General features: G+C 41.2%; 12 protein-coding genes and 2 tRNA genes. All 14 read right to left on the bottom strand.

The annotated features are described in order from the left end of the window. Positions 1–4 precede the first annotated feature (4 nt). Positions 5–1477: a class I SAM-dependent DNA methyltransferase gene (locus tag AC5W14_RS04160; protein ID WP_496193734.1), complete on the bottom strand. Its 1473-nt coding sequence runs from the start codon at positions 1475–1477 to the stop codon at positions 5–7. 92 nt (positions 1478–1569) lie between these two features. Beyond that, positions 1570–3258, bottom strand: coding sequence for a hypothetical protein (locus AC5W14_RS04155; RefSeq protein ID WP_496193733.1), 1689 nt, complete (start codon positions 3256–3258; stop codon positions 1570–1572). Continuing rightward, positions 3255–4307: a dsDNA nuclease domain-containing protein gene (locus AC5W14_RS04150; protein WP_496193732.1), complete on the bottom strand. Its 1053-nt coding sequence runs from the start codon at positions 4305–4307 to the stop codon at positions 3255–3257. Before AC5W14_RS04150 ends, AC5W14_RS04155 begins: the two co-directional genes overlap by 4 nt. A gap of 1058 nt (positions 4308–5365) precedes the next feature. Beyond that, positions 5366–7168 (bottom strand): glutamine--fructose-6-phosphate transaminase (isomerizing), encoded by a 1803-nt coding sequence (gene glmS, locus AC5W14_RS04145; protein ID WP_496193731.1) that lies wholly within the window; start codon positions 7166–7168, stop codon positions 5366–5368. Positions 7169–7602: 434 nt separating this feature from the next. Beyond that, positions 7603–9060, bottom strand: a complete 1458-nt coding sequence (locus AC5W14_RS04140; protein ID WP_496193730.1) for an alpha-amylase — start codon at positions 9058–9060, stop codon at positions 7603–7605. Positions 9061–9295: 235 nt separating this feature from the next. Continuing rightward, positions 9296–10108: an undecaprenyl-diphosphate phosphatase gene (locus tag AC5W14_RS04135; RefSeq protein WP_496193729.1), complete on the bottom strand. Its 813-nt coding sequence runs from the start codon at positions 10106–10108 to the stop codon at positions 9296–9298. Positions 10109–10133: 25 nt separating this feature from the next. After that, complete coding sequence (zupT, locus tag AC5W14_RS04130) at positions 10134–10943, bottom strand: zinc transporter ZupT (protein ID WP_496060018.1); 810 nt, start codon at positions 10941–10943, stop codon at positions 10134–10136. 140 nt (positions 10944–11083) lie between these two features. Next, entirely contained in the window at positions 11084–12433 is a 1350-nt protein-coding gene (gene glmM, locus AC5W14_RS04125; protein WP_496193728.1) for a phosphoglucosamine mutase, read from the bottom strand. Beyond that, a complete protein-coding gene (locus AC5W14_RS04120; protein WP_496193727.1) occupies positions 12426–13982 on the bottom strand; it encodes a CdaR family protein in 1557 nt (518 codons plus the stop codon). Before AC5W14_RS04120 ends, glmM begins: the two co-directional genes overlap by 8 nt. Before the next feature lie 2 nt (positions 13983–13984). After that, a complete protein-coding gene (cdaA, locus tag AC5W14_RS04115) occupies positions 13985–14797 on the bottom strand; it encodes a diadenylate cyclase CdaA (RefSeq protein ID WP_496060021.1) in 813 nt (270 codons plus the stop codon). A 176-nt stretch (positions 14798–14973) separates the two neighbouring features. Further along, the gene (locus tag AC5W14_RS04110) at positions 14974–15603 is read right to left on the bottom strand and encodes a zf-HC2 domain-containing protein (RefSeq protein WP_496193726.1); all 630 of its coding nucleotides are present in this window, start codon (positions 15601–15603) and stop codon (positions 14974–14976) included. A 16-nt stretch (positions 15604–15619) separates the two neighbouring features. Then, a complete protein-coding gene (sigW, locus tag AC5W14_RS04105) occupies positions 15620–16186 on the bottom strand; it encodes an RNA polymerase sigma factor SigW (protein ID WP_496060023.1) in 567 nt (188 codons plus the stop codon). A gap of 239 nt (positions 16187–16425) precedes the next feature. Continuing rightward, positions 16426–16501 (bottom strand) — tRNA-Ala (locus AC5W14_RS04100). A gap of 17 nt (positions 16502–16518) precedes the next feature. Continuing rightward, a tRNA-Gly gene (locus AC5W14_RS04095) sits at positions 16519–16592 on the bottom strand. Between the last annotated feature and the right edge of the window lie 48 nt (positions 16593–16640).

Raw genomic sequence — 16640 nt, 5'->3', positions numbered from 1 at the left:
CCATTTAAAGCTCCTTAATTAGCTGATGAATTTCATTAAGCCCTTTGATAATCTCTTCTTCATCTTTTTTAATTCTGTTGATAATAATATTCGGTGAATCATATTCAATATCTTCATACTTAATCTCTTTATATTTATTTATGGATAAATCGTAATCATTCTTTCTAATATCATCGATTGGCACAAAGAATGATTGTTCAGTTTTCTTCCGACTATGCTCAGGTTCAGGATTATGAAATCTAGCAATAATATCGGGAATATCATTTTCTTCGGTTGGTCCTCTTTTGTCATCAAGAGAAAGTCCATCTGCTTTCATATCATAGAACCAAACATTTTCTGTCCCGCCGGAACCAGTTTTGGTAAAAATTATTACTGCGGTAGACACCCCTGCATATGGTTTAAATACACCACTTGGCATTTTAATAACAGCTTCCATTTTATGATTTTCTATAATTTCTTTTCGAATTGCTTTGTGTGCATTCGAACCACCAAATAATACTCCATCAGGCACAATAAATGCCGCCCGGCCACCTTTTTTAAGTAATCGCAAAAATAAACTTAAAAATAATAACTCTGTCTTTTTTGTCTTAGTTATTTTTAATAAATCGTCTGAAACAGTTTCATAATCAAGAGATCCCTTGAACGGTGGGTTTGCTAGCACTAACGTATACAATTCTCTTTCTTTATTTTGTTCTGACAAGCTATCTCGGTATCCAATGTTCGGTTCATCAACACCGTGGAGCATCATATTCATAGCTCCAATACGAAGCATTGTATTATCTATTTCAAATCCGTGAAACATACTTTTATTAAAATGCTCCCTTAATCCCTGCACATAAAACATATCACTGTGGTTTTTGCGTAAGTATTCACTCGCAGAGACTAAGAAACCGGCGGAACCTGCGGCTGGATCTACAATGATATCTTCAGGAGTTGGTTTCATTAATTGAACCATCATATTAATAATGTGCTTAGGTGTACGAAACTGTCCGTTAGTCCCTGACGAGCTTAACTTAGAAAGTAAATATTCATATAAATCACCAAGCGTATCTTTCTCCGCTTCTTCACTAGTATTTTGTGGTAGTTTATCAATACCGGCAACTACTTTGGCTAAAAGAGATGGTGTAGGAATAACAAACACTGCATCTTTTAAGTACTTAGCATATGAAGAATCTTTCCCGCCCATAGTCTTAATAAAAGGAAAAGCTTCCTGGGATACTACCCTAAACATTTCTTCCGACCCTAAGTTAGAAAAATTAGACCAGCGCAACTGAGGTTTGTCCTCAGGAAATAAGCTATTTTGTTCAATTCCTATCAGTTCAGCATCTTTTTCTCTTCGTACTTCTCTATCATCTAATCCTTTGATGTAGAGCAAATATGTGAATTGTTCAATTACCGTTAAAGGGTTGGTGATGCCACCAGTCCAAAAGCTCTCCCATATTTTGTCTACTCTATTTCTCATCTCACCTGTTATCACATTTACACCTCATTAATTCGCAATACTCAAATTTAGCATACTATGTACCTCTGAATATGGCTTTATTTAACAAAAGCTTAAGATATCACTTTTTATTCTTCTTCGAAAATAATATTTAGCAATTCTTTATTCTCTTCATAATCTTCTTGATTAAGCAACTGATATTTATTTGTTTCTAAGTGAGTAACAGAAGCAAACTTTGTCTCTGGATAATCTTCCAACTTAAATCCTAGTGTAGAAACAATCAATTGAGAATTTGAATCATTATGGGTAAAAATAAAATCAAAAAGAGCGTTTAATTTATCATCGTCCATTTCTGCATTATTTGGACTATCTAATACTACTGGAAATCGAATAGTCTCCGGATTCAAGATGTTTTTTACTTTCAAAAGGTTAAAGTACCAAATAACAGTAGCGATAGGAAGGTTGCTTCCCCCAGCTTCAAACGAATTATTCAACTTTTTAAATTTATCCCTAGAAATTTCTTCTAATTCAAACCTGTCAGCCGACTCAACCATTAATTCTTCGTAACGTTCATTTGCTTCCTTTTTTAAATTATCGTATTTTTTTAGCTTCTTATCTAATTCTTTTTCTTTATCTTTAATTAAGTTAATTTTTTCTAAAACTACTCCAGATTCACGTAGCATATTACTTTGGGTTTCTATATATCCCCGATGTTTTAATGCATCCGTGATTTGATTATTATGATTATTCATTTCACTTTCAAACTGCTTTAATTTATTCAATAAAGCAGCATAATACGCTTCTTCTGACTTAAGGCGTCTTTCCACATCAAGTGATAAGCTGTCCAATTCGCTTTTCATTATGTAGAAATCTTCCAATTGACTATTTTGCGTTATTTTCAACCTTGTTTGTCCCACATCTATTTCCTGAGAACAGGTAGGGCAAAAGTTATCATTTACAGCTTTAACGTCTTTTTCTTTTAAATTTTTCCATTTTTTTAATTCTTGTATGTCATTTGATAATTTAATTTGTTCATTTCGGAGGTTAATTAGTTTATTCTTATATTTTTTTAAATCTGTTACAATTTCCGTGTACTCCCTCTTATTCTGCCCCAATTCCACTTTCAGTGCATCCATATCAGCAGGAGCATCCATTCCTTCTAAATAGTTCTTAACCCTTTTTAACATATTGTTAATAACTATGCTTTCACTGTGTAACTCTTGGCCTTCGTTTTTTAATTTTTCAATAAGATCAATTATTTCAAAATATTCATCTGTAAAAATACCAAAGTGATTGAAGAGGATGTTGTTTTTGTCATTTTTGTATTGAAATAAAGTTCCAAAAGAATTAAATTTTGGCCCATCCATTCTATCTTGAGCCACATAGTTTAGTAAATAACTGTATACTGGCGGAACTATCTCAATTTCATCAGTGTCCTTATTTGGAAGCTTCACACTGAATCCATACAAATCTTTCAAAAATAAAGCTAGCTCTACTCGGTTAACTGTGCTGAACAGCTTAGTAAATTTATTATCATATATCTTAAATAATCTACCACTTCTATATACATAGTAGGTTTTTTCATTAATTTCTATATGCAAAAAGAAGACTTTGGGAGAAGATTTCCATTTATCATCAAATTTATTGTCGGCGCCTAAAGTATGGTAGATACTTTTCAATAAAATAGATTTACCTACATTATTGCCAGTCTCTTTATCAGAAGTGATGATGTTTATTCCTTCATTAAAATCCACTCTTTTAGCCAATTTGTTTGTTGGATCAAATAAATACAGGGTTTTAATCATTAGTCGATTCATATAGGATATACTCCTTCCTCAATTTTCATCATCACTAAAATTACTAAGGATTCGATGTCCTCTTCACTTATTTCAATCGGTTTTGTAGTTTCCATTTCTAAAGTGATTTTCCGGATAATATCTTCTTCCTTTTCCGGCAATGCTTTAATATTTTTTGAATTGAAGTATTTTTTTACTTCTTCTTCTAATTTTTGAATTTGTTTATCATTTCTAGTTAATCGTGCCATTATTTGTGTAAGCGAACTTAACAAGTTAACTTTTTTCCGAAACCTTCCTTTATATGCCTCGCTTATAAAACTTTTTGCTTTTTCAACAGCGATATCGGCAATATCTACGTATTCGTTGAGAAAGGCGTCTAAGTATGCTTTGTCTATACCTTTTTCTTTTAATACACTATCGTATTCCGGTATTTTAAGTTCGTAAGATGCTTTTCTTTGAATTTCACCTTGCAATAAATTAAAGAGAGCATTTACTTTTTTGGGTTCATTCTGGAAAGTTTCCAAGAAAAAGTCTACTATTTCACCTTTTAATGTCTTGTCGGGTCTTATAAGATCCATACTTGTTCTTTCAAATTGAGAATTTTTTAGTCTGATTTCTTTATTTAATTGTAATTCTTCTTTTATTTTTTCTTTCATATCTGCAACTGCACCCGCATCAACAGATGTTAAATTAATAATTTCCGTATTATGATATGTTTTCTTTCCATCACTTAATGGGGCGTTGGATACCAGAGCAATTTTAATTTCGTCATTTTCTTGCTTGTGCGGATTGTATTTTAATAAATACAATTTGCCTAAGATAGAATCTCCAGAAGTATTTTTTTCTAATAGCTTTTTTACTGTATATGAACCGTTTTTGTTTTGAGTTTTAAGTTGATAAAATTCCATACTATCTTTTTTATGTATTTCAATATCGCAGTTGTAGTCAAAAACTACCGTAAACGAAACATTCTGTTTATACAATTCAAGCATCTTCTTTAAACCCCATAGCAATTCATTACGAAATCTATTCTTTGCACGAGAGCCGGAGAGATCAAATGGAAGGTTCATATAATGTTCAGGTAAAGACAATCTTGTCACCCCCAATATTTATTTTCATTGTTACAAATATACCATATTTTGTATCTTCTATTACCACTGATAAAGAAGTTTACAAATTTTAAGGCTTTATTCTAAATTAGTCAATACAAAAAATAAAATCAGCCGTTTTTCAATTTTTTTAAGCTTATATACATAAATCAAAAGTTTAAAGCCTTAATTTTGCGTTTTTAGAAAAACACTTTCAATGAGATTAACTGTTTAGGGTATCATTGATGAATATTGACCTTATAACATCTTTTTTACCTAAACTTAACTATCTATCCGAAAATAGCTGTTTTTTACTAACCTGCTTAATATTCATCCCGCACAAATTCTCTTGTAAATGCTTCTAAGATTTTTATTCTTTCATCTATTTCTTGTTCATCATAGCCATCACAGGCAGATATTACATTTTTAATAGTACTAAATAATAGTTTCTTATTCTCATCTTTCAGATTTAACTCCTCTAATGTTACGGGTAATTATCCGTTTTCAACTATTTTATCAAGTAGCTCTTGCCAAGTTGTTGTTGTGGTTTTCCAGTCCACTGTTTTTTATCAACTTTCGAATCGTTCTCCACGCCCAAATCAGGACGTCATCTCTTCTTTGTCATTAATTCCAATGCATATATGTACGAATTCAGGTTATCGATACCTAAGTTTGAAGAATCTTAGCTACGAAACTTATCAAGTTGATTTTCCACGTCTGATCTTTTTTTATTTTGATTCCCTTTTTCATTATGGTATTTAATAGCATAATTTATAAATCTAGTGTAAGAAGGGGATTTTCTTATTTGCCTCCTCCTACCTTTTTGGATGGGAAGATCTTCAATCAATAGGTGATTTTTGATTAACTACTTTATTAATTTCTTTTATCAATTCATCTGTGTATATAGACAAGAATACCCTCTTCTCTCTTTTCGAAAAAGAGTCCTATCGCCAGCATTCTCGATAGGACTCTTACATTTATTATTTTGGTTTCCAACTTTGTTTTACTTCATTAAAGGTTATTTTAATTCATTCAAATTTCTATTCCACTGTTACACTTTTCGCAAGGTTTCTTGGCTTATCCACGTCGCAGCCTCTGTGAAGGGCTGCATAGTAGGAGATCAACTGAAGCGGAAGAACAGAGACAAGCGGTGTCATCAGTTCGTTAATCGTTGGCAGGACAATACGGTCGCCGTCCTGCTTCGTGTCTTCGGTGCTGATGATGCACGCATTGGCACCTCGTGCTTCTACTTCACGCACGTTGCCGCGGATGTTAAGGTTTGTGGCTTTCTGTGTGGTTACCGCAATAACCGGAGTACCATCTTCAATTAGGGCAATCGTTCCGTGCTTGAGCTCTCCTCCGGCAAATCCTTCTGCCTGGATATAAGAGATCTCTTTAAGCTTCAAAGCACCTTCCTGAACGACGCTGTAGTCCATAGAGCGGCCGATAAAGAAGCAGTTGCGTGTTTCCAGCAGATAATCACGGGCAACCTGCTCCATGACGTCCTTTTGGTCACACAGCACTTCCATGGCATTCGCAATAAGGCTGAGCTCCTGGATCGCATTGAAGTCGGTCTGAATTCCCTGGGCATGGGCACTGTCCATGGCAAGAATAGAGAATACCGCCATTTGGGCTGTATAGGCCTTTGTAGAAGCTACTGCGATTTCAGGGCCTGCGTACGTATGAAGCGTGAAATCTGCCTCACGGGAAAGCGTAGAGCCCGGCACGTTTGTAATCGTAATCGAACGGTAGCCGTTTTTCTTGGCATTCACAAGAACGCCGCGGGAATCTGCCGTTTCTCCGCTTTGTGAAATAAAGATAAAAAGCGGATTGCTGGATAGTAATGGTTCATTATAGAGAAATTCGCTGGCAATGTGTACTTCTACTGGTTTTTTTGCTACTTTTTCCAGCATTTCTTTTCCAACCAGTCCGGCATGATAGCTTGTACCTGCAGCAATGATATAGATACGGTCTGTATCATTAATGGCGGTGCGGATATTTTCATCAAGCTTAATTTCTCCGGATTCATCCTGGTATTTCTGGATAATGTTACGGATAACAAAAGGCTGCTCGTCGATTTCTTTCAGCATGAAGTGAGAATAGGTGCCTTTTTCCGTGTCGCTTTCGTCGATATCGGTTGTGAAGGTGTCACGGCTGACCGGCTGTCCTTCCAATGTTTTCACTTTCACATTGTTCTGTGTCAGCACGACAATTTCGCCGTCCATGATTTCCATGAATTCTTTTGTTACATGAAGCATAGCCATTGCATCAGATGCAATAACGTTTACGCCATTTCCTACTCCGATAAGAAGCGGGCTTTTGTTTTTGCCGACATAGATCACATCGGAATCGTTGTTATCAATCAGCGCGGTGGCGTAAGAACCTTCAAGAACGGAAAGAGTGCGACGGAAAGCATCTTCGGTGGACAAACCTTCATTTACAAAATACTCGACGATCTGTACGATGACTTCTGTATCCGTATCACTAACTAGTTTTACATCCTTCAGAAATTCTTTTTTCAACTCGTTATAGTTTTCAATAACGCCATTATGAACAATGGTAAAACGCTCAGAAGTGCTCTGGTGCGGGTGGGCATTTAAGCGGCTTGGCGGTCCGTGGGTAGCCCAGCGGGTATGGCCGATGCCGATAGTGCCGGAAGCTTTTGTACCAACAGATTCTTCCAGAACGGCGATGCGCCCCTGTTCCTTGTATAAATCTACGCCTTCATTTCCTACCAGAGCGATACCAGCCGAGTCGTACCCGCGGTATTCCAGCTTCTTTAAGCCTTTTAAAAGAATATCTGCTGCCTGTTCATTTCCTATATATCCTACTATTCCACACATATAATGATGACCTCCTAAGGCGGGCCACAGCATGTGCCTCGGGGCTGCAAGCTGTACCCCGCTCTTTTCTTTTTATTAGTTTGATCGGCTGGTGCAGAAGGACGTTGTGCAAAGAGTTGCCTCCTTGTTTTAATCCTGCTGCTGACGATTGTGCCGGACAACCGGGAGGCATCCGCCGATGCTCGATGAACCTCCTCCTCGTCAACTGCTCGTATTGTTCTCCGTACGGAACAGTTCAGGCGCTGTAGTATGCGGTTTTCTCTATCCCCCTGTTCGTTAAATAGAATCATGGTTATCTTACTATCTTTTCCCATATAATGCAATATCTTTTTAAAAAGAATTATTAAGTAAAGTAAAGATAACCCATACCATTAGACGCGAAAAAAAGAATCCGGGTTACAGTTCTTCTGTAACTTTTCCGGATTCTTCTGTTTTTATTTATCAGGTGTGGCCCAAACGCTTAAGCTTTCTCCCATAACAGGAAAGGAAGCAGTGCCGTCTTCTTCGATAATAATTTCGTCTTTGCAGTTACGGGTATAATCGACCCATGCCTCACCGGCATGCTCTTCTCCGACATTCATCGTTAAACTGTTGTCCCCTTCATTGGAGATAACAACGGCGCAGCCGGAATCTTCCATTTCTTCGGTTCCGCGGCGGACCCAGCCTATTAGATTAGCTTCTTCAAAATAGTCTTCCTGTTCGCCGTAGGCTTTATGCCTGCGCACATATAAAAGCGGATCAATTTCTTCTGCTTTTCCTTCTTCCGGTGCAGGACCGTTGATGCCGAAATAATCACCGTAAAACACACAAGGATAACCATCTTCCCTTAACAGAATTAATGCATAGGCGCTTTGTTTAAACGGTTCTTCCACCCATGACTCCAGTGATTCTTCAGGCTGGGAATCGTGATTATCCACAAATGTTACTGCGTGCATTGGGTGGGACTGAACAAGCGTATCATTAAAGATTTCACGCAGGTCATAGTCCGCTCCCGCATTGGAGGCATTGTGCAGATTAAAGTGGAGCGAGACATCAAACAAGTCAATCTTATAGTCAACGTTATCCAGAAACTCCTGGCATTCTTTAAGATCGGAGAGCCAGAATTCCCCGACAATATAAAAGTCCTCGCCCCCATGCTCCATCGCCTGCTCGGCAAATTCCTTCACAAAATCATAGTTTATATGTTTAATGGCATCCAGTCGATAACCATCAACCCCTAATGTATCCGTCAGCCATTGACTCCATGAAATTATTTCTTCCCGGACTTCCGGATTGTTATAGTCGTAGTTGGCAAACATAAGAAAATCATAATTTCCGAATTCATCTGCTACATTTTCGTTCCAGGTCTTGTCTTCACCTAGAATACGGAAAATCCCTTCTTCATCTTCACTGGCATTGTAATCTGTGCCGTTAAAATGAGTGTGGTTCCATTTGAAATCAGAGTGGGTGTCACCGCGACCCGGGAACGTAAACTTCGTCCAGCCTTCCATTTCAAAAGGCTCTCCTATATCTTCATGGCGGTCTTCTTCATTCACTTTCACAACTTCAAAGGTTTCTTTTTCGTCCGCTGCTGCTTTATGATTCATCACAACATCCGCATAAACACAGATATCCTGCTCATGGCAGGAGGCAATAGCTTCCAAAAGCTCTTCTTTTGTTCCATATTTTGTCGGTACAGACCCTTTTTGGTCGAATTCTCCCAGGTCGTACAGATCGTATACCCCATATCCATTATCGTCGGGTGTTTCTGATTTAGCTGCCGGCGGAATCCAGACTGAATCGATTCCTTTTTCCTTGAGCATAGAAGCCATTTCTTTAAGCCTGTTCCAATGGGCCCCGTCTGCTTCCAGGTGCCATTCAAAAAACTGCATCATTGTGTGATTTTTCTTCATGTTCACTTCTCCTATGATTAATTTTTCCATTAGACAGCTTATCGGTCCTTAAAAAAAGAACCCCATTCCATAAAAAGGGCTGAAACCGGTTTTCGGCTTCAGCTGCCGTTTTATGAGAACAAATGATTCTACTCTTATAGATTACCCTAAATATCAACGGACTGAAACCTTATCCAGATAAAAATGCCTGTAAGCATGTGCTCACAGGCATTTTCCCTGGCATATTTTCTATCAATTACCCGATAAAAAGAAGTACAAGGGTACCAACAACAAAGCAATAAATCGCAAAGTACTTCAAGTTTCCTTTTGCCATAATGTTCATAAACCACTTTAAGGAAACGTAGGAAGCGATAATGGAGGCTGCGAAAGCCACCAGGTAATTCACCCACATATCCGGAAGATTTTCTCCTAAGATCGTATCTAAGGATAGCACAGTCGTACCGATGCTGATAGGAATATAAAGCAGAAAGGAAAAACGAAGTGCTGTTTCCTGCTTTGTACCTAACAGCATTGCAGCTACAATTGTTGCCCCGGAGCGGCTGATACCTGGAATTAAAGCAACAGCCTGAGCCAGACCGATGATAACAGCATCTTTCCAGTTCAACTGCCCATCGTTTCTACTGCCCCGCAGATTACGGATAATCCACAGTGCAAACCCAGTTACAATCAACGTAGCTCCCACGATCCATACTTTATCAAGCTCTGCTTCTATAAAGTCTCCAAGCGTCAGGCCGATAACGCCTGCCGGTATTGTTGCGATTACCAGATACAAAATAAAATCGAAATCTCCGCGTGCGGATGCCTTTCTTGTCGTAACGTAACTAATACCATTTGTCGCAAGTTTGAGAATATCATTCCAATAGACTATCAGCACAGCAATCAGCGAGCCAAAGTTAACGAGCACCAGAAATTCAAGCCCTGTATTGCCAAGACCGATTAATTCCTGAACAATAACGAGATGTCCGCTTGAAGAAATCGGGATAGGTTCTGTAATCCCCTGAAAAAGGCCCAGAAACAAATATTTGAGAAGCGTCCATATATCCTGCATGTCATTGAACATCCTTTGTAGGTTATTAGATAAATAAAAGCAGGCTGACCGCCATGACCGCCATTCCGGCAATCAATCCGTAAATGGGAAGATGAGTTTCATCATACCGCTTCGCGGCAGGCAGTAGCTCATCGAGTGAAATAAATACCATAATACCTGCCACTCCAGCAAACATAACGCCAAATGTGACATCGTTTAAAAAAGGCATTAGAAATAAAAAAGCGATTATCGCCCCAAGCGGCTCGGACAAGCCGGATAGAAAAGACAGCTTAAAGGCCTTTCGTTTACTTCCAGTAGCGAAATAGATGGGCACCGACACGGCAATTCCTTCCGGAATGTTATGAATGGCAATCGCGACGGCAATCGCTATACCAAGCGTTGGATCTTCGAGAGCCGATGCAAACGTAGCGATCCCTTCCGGAAAATTATGAATGGCAATCGCCAGCGCCGTAAATGTCCCCATCTTCAACAAGTCCGGCTCCTGCCTGGAACGGTTGACTACAGCCATATCTTCCACACGTTTTAATTCATGGGGATTGCCCTGTTTGGGAATCAGTCTGTCAATGGCTGCAATCAAAAGCATGCCCCCAAAAAAACCGCCGGCTGTCGACCACTGGCCGCCCGTGTTCCCAAGAGCACTTACGAGAGACTCCTGGGCCTTTACATATATTTCAATCATCGAAATATAAATCATTACGCCCGCCGAAAACCCAAGCGATACGGAAAGAAATTTAGTATTAGTCGTAGAAGTAAAGAAAGCCAGAAAGCTTCCTATTCCAGTAGCCAGGCCTGCCATTAGAGTCAACGCAAAGGCAAAAAGAACATTTTCCGGCACGTGCGGCTCCTCCTTCAAAAATGAAATACGGCTTTCCAACAATCAACAAGAGCCGGGATAAGGAATGGAAAGACAAAAAGAAATTCAAACTAAAAAAAGCATCTCAGGCAGCCAGGCCCAAGATGCTCAGAAAGACGCTTTTATGCTCTTTGGGTTCCCATGTGTTCTTCAACTATACTTGCTATTTCTTCTACGTAACGATTACACAATTCCTTGGTTTCTGCTTCTGCCATAACCCGTACAAGCGATTCTGTTCCGGAAGGGCGCACCAGGATACGTCCGTTGCCGGCCATTTCTTTTTCTGCTTTATCAATGGCTTCTTTTACATGCGGATTAGACGCTACTTCATGTTTATTATGCACTCTCACATTTACGAGTTTCTGCGGGAAAATCTCCATTTCAGAAGCAAGCTCGGACAGTTTCTTTCCAGTTGATTTCATAATATCAACAAGCTGAAGCGCAGAAAGCATGCCATCTCCTGTCGTAATATGATCAAGGAAGATTAAATGACCGGACTGCTCGCCTCCGAGCGTAAATCCATTTTTGCGCATTTCTTCCATGACATAGCGGTCTCCGACTGCTGTCCTTTTCGTTTCTACCCCGATTTTTTCCAATGCTTTATACAAACCAAGATTACTCATTACTGTCGTAACCAGTGTGTTCTCGGTGAGTCTGTTTTCCTGCTTTAGGTGCTTGGCGCAAATATACATAATCTGGTCACCGTCTACAAGCGTTCCTTTTTCATCAACGGCGATCAAGCGGTCCGCATCTCCATCAAACGCAAGTCCGATGTCTGCTCCTTTTTCTTTCACGAAAGCAGCAAGGCCTTCAGGGTGGGTCGATCCTACATTGTCATTTATATTCAAACCGTCCGGATTATTTCCCATCGTAGAAATGTCTGCTTCCAGATCTGCAAACAGATGCGGTGCAAGTGCCGAGGCAGCTCCGTGTGCGCAGTCAAGCGCTACATGCAGGCCGGCAAAGTCTTCGTTGATAGTCTGCTTGAGAAAATGGATATATTTCTGGCCGCCTTCAAAATAATCATTTACGATGCCAAGGCTTTTTCCTGTCGGCCGTGGAAGAGTATCCTCTCCATCCAGCAGTACTTCAATCTCTGCTTCCTGGGCATCCGTCAGCTTAAAGCCGTCCGATCCAAAAAATTTAATTCCATTATCTTCCACCGGATTGTGGGAAGCTGAAATCATTACACCGGCCTGGGCACTTAATGCTTTTGTTAAATAAGCAACTCCCGGCGTGGAAACAACACCGAGCCTCATTACTTCTGCTCCGATGGAAAGAAGTCCTGCTACCAGGGCTCCTTCAAGCATTTCACCTGAAATGCGTGTATCTCTTCCAATAAGCACTTTAGGGTTTTCAGTTTCTTTCGTAAGTACGTACCCGCCGGCTCGGCCGATTCGAAATGCCAGTTCAGGAGAAAGCTCCGTATTGGCAACACCTCTAACACCATCCGTCCCAAAATATTTACCCATTATCTATCTCTCCTTCATTTTCATTATCTGTTTGATTTGTCTGCACGCTTCCAGTGGTATCTTCCCCGTTTTCACTGCTTTCTACATCGTTCTGGCCATTTTCCGGCTCTTCTGTAGTATCGGGTTCGGCAGGGGATTCCTCCACTGGGGTTTCTTCTTCAGGCTGCTCTGGGGAAGGCTCAGGCGAAGGTTCCTCCGGACTTTCCGGAGCATTTTCCCCACCCTCTTCTGTTTCAGGGTCTGTCTGGGCTTCGTCCGGCTCTTCCGATTCTTCGGCAGCTCCCCCGGAGTCTTCTTCATTCTCTACAGTAGAGACGATTATCTCGGATGAGGCAGGAGTAACTTCTATATTATCCGGCCCGGACGCCTGCAGTGTGAGAGTTTTGGCTGTACCGGGAGCAGTGCTCCCACCCTCCTGCCAGTCCGCACTCAAAGAAATATCCCCGGCATTAAGGCCTTCAAGCGAATCAGCCGTTCCTTCTACTGATACGTTCATGGCTCCGCCTGCCGGAGACTCCCACTGCACTGTTCGTCCTTCTGGAACATTTTCAACATTTATAGGAATATTGGAGAAGGAAGTTGTCCCGCCTTCTCCAGTTTCAACTTCTACTTCAATCGTTTCAGGCTGCACAGCATTGGCTCCTTCCGGAAGCGGAAGCGCTACTTCAATCGTTCCGCCTCCTTCGCCAATACCTGATAAATCAACAGGTGCTTCAATCGTATCCAGGGTATCAAGCACATCCTGTGGTGCCGATACCAACGCTTCCTCCTGGGAAGGATTGAGGGCTGCAATACTAACTCCGTCCTGCGGTGTTCCTTCTCTCGTTAAAGTAATCGGCACTTCAGCTGATGTGCCTTCTTCTCCCATTGTTACATTTACAGCCTGTGGCTCGATCTGGACATTAAGCTCATTTCCCTGGTCATCATAGGCGACTACTTCCTTCTCGCCTTCAATCGTACTGGCCGCTCCAGATACATCGACGAATGCGGAAACTTCATTTATACTTTCGTGTACACTGGAGCCGGCCTGAATAGTAACATTGCCGGGGGTGACTGTGAAATCATCCGCCTGGTACGTTTCTTCTGTTTCATCTTCGTTGGTCAGCTCTACTTCTACCGGATAAGAAACGCTCTCCAGTTCTTCGACCACTACCGTAGCATACTCCGGAGTGACAGAGACTTCAAGGTCAGCCGGGAAATTTCTGTTTTCAATCGGCACCTGGTGTTCCCCAGTTCCAAGTCCTTCCACGTCTACAAACACTTCGTAAGACGTATTGGAGAGCTGGAACAATGTAAGAGAGGTCTGGGAGCCGGAAAGCTGAACGCGCAGATCATCCGGTGTCGTAGCTGTAGCAGAATAATTTTCTTCATCATAATCTACGATAAGTTCCACGTCTTCCAGTTCAAACGTGCTGTCTTCCTGGTCAGGCAGTACGCTTGCCTGATTGCTTACATTATTACTCATATTGATCATCATAAACAGCATAATAGCAATGCACAAGGATATAAAACGGACAAACCATTTATTACTAAACATGTTATCCATCATAATTAGGACCTCCCCCACTGCCACAAACCATTGCTGTTACGATCATCGGAAATCAGTTCTTTTTCCAGCATGGCGAGAAGCGTTTCTTCATCTAGATTACGGTGCAGTTCTCCGTTTTTGGTCACCGATACACTGCCGGTTTCCTCAGAAACTACGACTGTCAGGCAGTCCGTCACTTCACTGATGCCAAGAGCTGCTCTGTGCCTGGTTCCCAGTTCTTTTGAGATAAAAGGGTTTTCGGACAGCGGCAGATAGCAGGCCGCTGCTGCAATTTCATTGTTTCGCATAATCAGCGCTCCATCGTGCAAAGGAGCATTCGGAATAAAAATATTAATGAGCAGTTCCGAGGTAACCGTGGCATTCATTGGAATGCCTGTTTCTACATAATCATTCATGCCCGTGCCTTTTTCAATGGATATCAACGCACCGATTCGGCGCTTGGACATATACCGTACAGATTTCGTGATCGCATCCACCGTTTTTCGTGAGCTCTCTTCTGTAGCCATTAAAGCACGTCCAAATAACCTGCCCCTTCCGAGCTGCTCAAGCGCTCTTCGAAGCTCCGGCTGAAAGATAATAATAATGGCCAGAAGCCCGTATGTAACGGCTTGGGACATAATCCACTGCAGTGTTCTCAGGCCAAATACACTGCTTAAAAACCATATAATAAGAATAAATAAGATCCCTTTAACGAGCTGAACTGCCCTTGTTCCCCGGATTACTGTAATCAGTTTATATACTACGTAGGCAACAAGCACAATGTCCACTACTGCGCCAAGGGTTCGCAACAGGTTAAAATCCTCTCCAAAAAACATGCGCTTTTCCTCCATTTTTGTCTAACGAAAAAAAGAAAACAACAGATTCATTATAGCACAAGTTCTCTATTGTTCTTCTTGAAAACGACAGTGGTCTTTTCTTTTCTGAAGTGTGTATAGACGTTCTTTGTTCCTTCTTTGTTTCACTGTCGATGAAAAAAATAGCACATGTGATTTTATTCTTCTGTATTCCAGGTAAATGCTTCCGTCGTGAATTTCTTGACGTAATACCACATCCACTCCAAAGCCTGGTCTACGTCTTCAATATCACCGGCTACCCGGCCGGCTGAAGCTAAATATGGTTCTCCGTTGATGACTGTAAGGTCCCCCTGTATTTCCCCATGCACTTCTACTTCACCATTGCGGACCATTAGATCCCCGTGAACAACTTCTCCTGCGGGCACAATCACTTTGCCGTTTTCATGATCAATTTCTACATTTTCTCCTCCGGCTACTGCGATCTGGCCGCCGCTTTGGTCATTCCAGATAGACATCATGCTTGATGACATTAACAGCAGAAAAATAGCCGCTGCTGCCAATACCGGATGTTTCCTGCCCCACTTTTTCCAGCCGGGCTTCTTTTTTCTGGAAGGAAGGTTCTGCATGATCTGGTCTGTCATGCGGATGGGCGCCTCTATATGGGACGTACTCTGGACAAACATGACGGTTCTGTTTAACTCACGGTAGTGCGCCGCGCAGTCCGGACATTTCTCAAAATGGGCAAACAGTTCTTTTCGTTCGACGGCATTTAGTTCTCCATCTACATACTGATCGATTCGTTTTTCTTCTTTTTTCTGGCAGGCCATGACAGTCCCTCCCCTCTTAAATATTTCTAAGCCGCTTACGCAGCGCTTCTCTTCCACGATGAATATGGGTTTTTACTGTATTATCCGGAAGATCGAGAATATCGCCGATTTCTTTTATCGATAAATCTTCAATATATCGAAGAATAATAGCAGACCGGTATTTAGGAGGGAGCTTTGCAATTTCAGTCTGCACCCATTCCTGCATTTCAAAGGCTACTACCTGCTCTTCCGGCAGCAGGTCTTCTGAAGACAGCTGGGAATAGCCGCTCAGCCCTTCGGTTCCCTGGATTTCCGCATCAAGGGAATAATCCGGTTTTCTCTTGCGGAGCCGGTCGATGCAGAGATTGGTGGTGATTCGAAACAGCCATGTGGAAAACTTTCTGGATTCATCATAGCTTTCCAAATTGGCATAAGCCCGGAGAAATGCTTCCTGCGCAACGTCCTGAGCCTCATAAGCGTTTCCGGTCATCCGGTATGCGATTTGGTACACTTTATCTTTATACAGGTCCACAAGCTCTGCAAAAGCATCCTGATCGTCTTCTTTTTTTATCGCTTTAATCAGACGTTTGACAACCGCATCCATCTCGTATGACCTCCACCCTTTCCGGGTCTCTTAATTACGCAGAATAAACCCTTTCGTTTCAAAACAAATATATGTATAGTTCGTTTCCGTTGATTTCAAAGAGGAATGGATTTCTATTCCAATTAAGCACAATTTATTGTACCACGGTTCTTCTGTTTCGGATATTGACGACTATTTTAACAAATGGACGCACAAAAAAGCCGCCGGCTTACAGCCGACAGCTTTGTATTTTATAGAAATGGTGGAGCCTAGCGGGATCGAACCGCTGACCTCCTGCGTGCAAGGCAGGCGCTCTCCCAGCTGAGCTAAGGCCCCTTCTATCATAGTATGTATGGAGCGGGTGATGGGAATCGAACCCACATCATCAGCTTGGAAGGCTGAGGTTTTACCACTAAACTACACCCGCATGAACATTCCCTTTTTTCTAGGACATGTTCCACTATACCATTCATAT

This window comes from Sinobaca sp. TMA16-18, assembly GCF_059510535.1.
The sequence above is the reverse complement of the archived record's forward strand: the minus strand, read 5'-3'. Positions and strand labels throughout refer to the sequence as shown.